9 protein-coding genes are annotated in these 4,713 nt (G+C 69.6%); 5 read left to right on the top strand and 4 right to left on the bottom strand.

The window, feature by feature from the left end:
• Both GSF22_RS30850 and GSF22_RS30845 read right to left on the bottom strand, forming a co-directional pair.
• On the bottom strand, positions 1 to 142 hold a 142-nt coding region (locus tag GSF22_RS30850), incomplete at its 3' end, for a DUF397 domain-containing protein (RefSeq protein WP_208817435.1).
• On the bottom strand, positions 142 to 1,023 hold the full coding sequence (locus GSF22_RS30845; protein WP_208817434.1) for a helix-turn-helix domain-containing protein: 882 nt from the start codon (positions 1,021 to 1,023) through the stop codon (positions 142 to 144). The genes GSF22_RS30850 and GSF22_RS30845, both read right to left, overlap by 1 nt.
• 177 nt (positions 1,024 to 1,200) lie before the next feature.
• On the opposite strand from GSF22_RS30845, the gene GSF22_RS35200 reads away from it, so the two are divergent.
• From GSF22_RS35200 to GSF22_RS30820, 5 genes are all read left to right on the top strand, one after another.
• Positions 1,201 to 1,518 carry a hypothetical protein gene (locus GSF22_RS35200; protein ID WP_244454447.1) on the top strand — a complete coding sequence of 106 codons (318 nt, stop codon included), beginning with the start codon at positions 1,201 to 1,203 and terminating at the stop codon, positions 1,516 to 1,518.
• Positions 1,515 to 1,736: a flavin reductase gene (locus tag GSF22_RS30835; RefSeq protein ID WP_208817433.1), complete on the top strand. Its 222-nt coding sequence runs from the start codon at positions 1,515 to 1,517 to the stop codon at positions 1,734 to 1,736. The genes GSF22_RS35200 and GSF22_RS30835 overlap by 4 nt, the downstream gene beginning before the upstream one ends.
• Positions 1,733 to 1,921, top strand: coding sequence for a hypothetical protein (locus GSF22_RS30830; RefSeq protein WP_208817432.1), 189 nt, complete (start codon positions 1,733 to 1,735; stop codon positions 1,919 to 1,921). Before GSF22_RS30835 ends, GSF22_RS30830 begins: the two co-directional genes overlap by 4 nt.
• A gap of 641 nt (positions 1,922 to 2,562) precedes the next feature.
• Positions 2,563 to 2,892 (top strand): ArsR/SmtB family transcription factor, encoded by a 330-nt coding sequence (locus GSF22_RS30825; protein WP_208817431.1) that lies wholly within the window; start codon positions 2,563 to 2,565, stop codon positions 2,890 to 2,892.
• Positions 2,879 to 3,382 (top strand): SRPBCC family protein, encoded by a 504-nt coding sequence (locus tag GSF22_RS30820; RefSeq protein ID WP_208817430.1) that lies wholly within the window; start codon positions 2,879 to 2,881, stop codon positions 3,380 to 3,382. Before GSF22_RS30825 ends, GSF22_RS30820 begins: the two co-directional genes overlap by 14 nt.
• A gap of 18 nt (positions 3,383 to 3,400) precedes the next feature.
• Here the strand turns inward: GSF22_RS30820 and GSF22_RS30815 are convergent, their stop codons facing one another.
• Entirely contained in the window at positions 3,401 to 4,255 is an 855-nt protein-coding gene (locus GSF22_RS30815) for a pentapeptide repeat-containing protein (RefSeq protein ID WP_208817429.1), read from the bottom strand.
• Between the two features lie 9 nt (positions 4,256 to 4,264).
• Positions 4,265 to 4,588: a CU044_2847 family protein gene (locus tag GSF22_RS30810; RefSeq protein WP_208817428.1), complete on the bottom strand. Its 324-nt coding sequence runs from the start codon at positions 4,586 to 4,588 to the stop codon at positions 4,265 to 4,267.
• Positions 4,589 to 4,713 lie beyond the last annotated feature (125 nt).

Raw genomic sequence — 4,713 nt, 5'->3', positions numbered from 1 at the left:
AGGTGAGGGCGGGGCCGGTCGGGTCCTTGCTGTCCCGGACGCCGACGACGCCGGGGAGGTTGTCGGCGACCTCGACGCAGTTGCCGCCGCTGCCGCCGCTGCGGGTGCTCTTGCGCCAGGTCGCGCCGGTCAGGTCGGTCATCAGGAACCCTCCATGATCGAAGTGATCAGCTTGACTGATTGTCCCGCATCCAGGGCCCGCGCCTCCAGGTCGGCCCAGACCCGTTCGTAGGCGGCCACCTCGGCGGGCCGGTCCAGGTAGAGCGCGCCGGTGATGCCCTCCTGGTAGACGGTCGCCGGCTCGGCCGAGGCCCGGCCGAAGGCCGGCGGGAAGTCCAGGATGGTGAAGGCGCCGGACTCGCAGGCCAGCGGCGGGCCGGCGGCGAAGGGCAGCACCCGGACGGTGACGTTCGGCAGGGCGGCGGTGTCCCGCAGGTGGGCCAACTGGGTGGCCATCGCCGCCCGGTCCGGGATGGTGCGCCGGAGCACCGCCTCGCTGAGAATCGCGGTGAACGCCGGGGCGTCCGGCAGCCGGCGGACCAGGATCGCCTGCCGCTGCATCCGGACCGCGACCAGCTTCTCCCGCTCGGCCGCCGGCATGTCCGGTGACTTGCGGAGGAACAACTCGGCGGCGTACTCCCGGGTCTGGAGCAGCCCGGGGATCAGCTCGGCGTCGTACTGCCGCAGCGCGGCGGCGTTGCTCTCCAACCCGACGTAGAGCGAGAACCAGGTCGGTACCACCTCGCCGTACGAGTGCCACCAACCCCGGGCCCGGGTCTCCTTCGCCAGCCCGGTCACGATCGCCGTCTCGGCCGGTGCGACCCGGTAGAGATCGCACATCGCCCGCGCGTCCACCACCCGGACCGGGACGAGTCCCTTCTCGATGCGCCAGACCTTCTGCCGGGAGCAGTCCAGCGCCTCGGCCGCCCCGTCGAGCGTGATGCCGGCCTGGACCCGCAACTCGGTGAGGAGCCGCCCGAGCTGACGCCGGGGGACGGTGGAGCCGAGTGTTTCATCCACCATGCAACACAGCCTTTCTCTCGGTGCAACAAAACGAATATTTATGTAGTGGTGGAATTGGTCGGACGTCCGGTGCAATTACGCGAGAATAGATTAGGTGGGCGGGTCGAATTGCGCAATGAAAGGCGGGGTGGAAAAACTGAATAGGTGAGCGGGCGGCAGAAAGGGGGAGCGGTGCGGGTGTCGTACGAGCAGTTCCTGAGCGCGGTGGCGCTCACCCTCGCCCGGCGGCACCGTCCGGTGTGGTCGTGGCCGGCGTGGCGCTGGGTGTGCCGGTGCGGTGCCGAGTTGCCGTGCCGGTACCGGCACCGGGTGCCGATCGGCCGGCAGCACTGGCCGACGGAGGCCGAGCATCCGGCGGACGCCGACCCGACGGCGGAGGCCGAGCATCCGGCGGACGCCGACCCGACGGCGGAGGCGGATCGGCCGGTGGAGGCGGACTGGCCGACGGACGCCGAACGTCCGACGGAGACCGAGGGGGAGGTGGTGGACGGGTGAGTGTGCACCATCCGATCGCCCCGTCCTGGATCTGCCGGGGCTGCGGTGACGAGTGGCCCTGCCCGACCCGGCGCCGCGAGCTGCTCGCCGAGTACCACCGGGCCCGGGTGTCGCTCGCCGTCTACCTGGCCGGGAAGCTGGTCGAGGCGGCGGCCGACCTGACCCACGTACCCGCCGGGCGGCTGCACGCCCGGATCGTCGGCTGGACCCGAGGGTGAGCCGGCTGCGGCCGGGCGACGAAAAGTTCCACTACTGCGACGGCTCGCACCGGTGGATTCCGCCCGACCCGGACTACCCGCAGGAGGTCTGGGACGAACTCGTCCGCCAGCACAAGGAGTTGCATCTGCGGACCCGGGACGGCCGACCGCAGCCGGAGAGAAATGATCCCAGAATGGTGACGTAGCGTAACGTCTGGACATGGGGCTCGTTTGCTCAGAAGAATGGGAACGGGGCCGGCTTGCCGGCCGACCCCGAACCATTGGTGCTACCGCTGGCTTTCCTGCCTCGCAAAGACGGTTGCCAGGTGTAGCAGGTGGGCGGTGGTCCTGGCCGTCACGGCCAGGCCATCGCGTCCGCTGTGGTGCAGCATCTCTGCCGCCACGTCGCACACGATGGCCGAGGTCGTGAACGTTCGTACCTCCCAACGCGGTGCCGCGTCCCCGGGAGGATCCTGCCGGTCAGGGACCTCGGGCCCCTCTTTCTTCATTTGTCTCCATCCCATGACGATCGGGATGTGCGACTCCCTGTCGCACGTCCCGATCAACGACTCAGCGGAGTACGGGGAACGGGACGATCGCAGGATCATTTGAGGTTCTGGACACCGGACAGTAGTCGGACGCCGTGTCTGCCAACGGTTTCCCGAAACATGTACTGCCGTGGATCGCCGGCCACCAAAGTGGACTGAGCACGGCAAAGGTGGAGCTATCGTGCCGGCCTGCCCCGCCCCGACCGCTCGTGCAACTTGCAGAACGCAGGGCGGGAGTGACGGGGGCGCGCCGCCCCGGCCGGCTTGACATGTGACCTTCGGGTCACATAACTTGAGGCGTGTCAGATGACGACCGTGTGTTCAAGGCGCTCGCCGATCCGACCCGGCGTTTCCTGCTCGACCTGCTCTTCGCGCGTGACGGCCGCACGCTCACCGAGCTGGAGTCCGAGCTGGAGATGACCCGGTTCGGGGTCATGAAGCACCTGCGGGTGCTGGAAGAGGCGGGCCTCGTGGTCGTACGCCGCTCCGGGCGGGAGAAGCACCACTTCCTCAACCCGGTACCGATCCGGCTGATCCACGACCGCTGGATCGACAAGTACACCGAGCGGCAGGTGACGGCACTCCTGGACCTCAAGAACGAGCTGGAGAAGGACCATGACAGGGACTGAGCAGGACACCCGGACCGTGCAGGTCCACCGCGTCTACATCCGGGCCACCCCGGAGGCGGTGTGGAACGCGATCGTCGACCCGGAATGGAGCATGCGGTACGGGTACGGCGCCAGCAACGTCTACGACCTGCGCGCCGGCGGGGCGTACCAGGGCAAGGCCAGCCCCGGCATGCTCGCCCACGGCGCCCCGGAACTGGCCGTCGACGGCGAGGTCATCGAGGCCGACCCGCCGCACCGACTGGTACAGACCTGGCGGATGCTGATGGACCCGGGCCTCGCGGCGGAGGGCTTCACCCGGCTGACGTACGAAATCAAGGCGGGTGAGGGCGGCGTCACCTCCCTCACCGTGACCCACGACCTCACCGGCGCTCCCGGGCTGGCCCGGCTGGTCGCCGGTGACCAGGAGAGCGAAGGTGCCGGTGGCGGCTGGGCCTGGGTGCTCAGCGACCTGAAGACGCTGCTGGAGACCGGCACCGGCTTCCACGGCTGAGCCGTAGGAAGGGCGGTACTACTCGACGGCGCCGTTCTGGAGCGCCCAGGTGCGGAACCCGGCCGGCGCGTTGCGCAGGCCGGACACCCGGGCCCCGGTCACACTCCGGATCGCCCGCCAGTTCTCGACCTCCAGCAGATCGGCCCGTTCGAGGTTGGCGCCGGTCAGGTCCACCTGGTCGAGATTCGCCCGGTGCAACACCGCCTCGCTGAGATCGGCATGGGAGAGGTCGCAGTTGAGCAGATCGGCCTCCTCCAGCCGGGCGCCGGTCAGGACCGCCCCCCGGAAGCTCGTATCGTCGAGCGAGGCGGTGAGCAGGTCGACCTCGCCGGAAAGATCGGCATCGTCGAAGTTCGCGCCGGTCATCCGCGCACCCTTCAACCGGGCGCCCACCAGGCGGGCACCCTTGAAGTTGGCCCTGGCGGCGGCGCAACCGTCCAGGACGGCCCCGTCCAGGGTCGTCCGGGTCAGGTCCGTCGCCGCCAGGTTGGCCGAGGTCAGGTCCGCCCGCGCCAGGTCCGCACCACCGAGCCGGGCACCTTCGAGATTGGCCAGTACGAGATCAGCCTCCCGGAGCGAACCGTCGGCCAGCCACTTCGCATCCCGCAGCTCCTTGGTCGCCCGGGTGGCGATCGCCTGGTCGGTGCTGCCCATCTCCCAGATCAGGCGCTTGCGCAACTGACGGGCGTCACGCTGCTCGTAGAGCCGGTCGATCAACAGAACCGTGATCGAAATGCTCAGCAGACTGGTGGAGAGGTTCGCGTAGAGATCGTGCACCAGCGCCGACCCGGACCACCGGGCCGGGTACCAGTGCAGGCCGAGAAGTGCCACGCCGATGGCGAGCAGCCACCGCGCCGCCCCCTGTACCGACACGACCGGGGCCTACCCGTCCGCGCCGCTCGGAACGTCGGCCGGGCCGTTCGAGTATTCGAGGGTCACCACCAGATTGGCGGCTTCCGTACCCCGGGTGACCGTCACGACCCCCTCGGCATCCATGACGAGACCGAACTGAATGCGTACCGAATCGGCGCGCGTGCCGGCGAGCCCGGAACTGACGGATCTGGCCACCTGGCGGATGACCTCGCCGAACTGCTGTCTCTGGCGGACCAGCCGGCCGGGTTCGCCGGCCCGCGGCGAGACGTACCTCTGGTCGGTCTCGACGTGGAACCGGGTTCCGTCCTCGGTCCGAATGGTCTCGTTCGCCATGCCACCCTCTCCAGTGGACGGAAGCCGCAGAGACGGCAAGCTAGCCGAGATGCCGGCGCCCGGCAAGGGATCGGCAAGCTTCCCGACCGGGGCAGGCCGGCCGGGCTGGGTCGGCCGGCCTGCCC

The sequence above is a fragment of the Micromonospora echinofusca genome, from assembly GCF_017614955.1.
GTDB lineage: Bacteria > Actinomycetota > Actinomycetes > Mycobacteriales > Micromonosporaceae > Micromonospora > Micromonospora echinofusca_A.
This window is presented reverse-complemented; position numbering and strand designations above follow the sequence as displayed.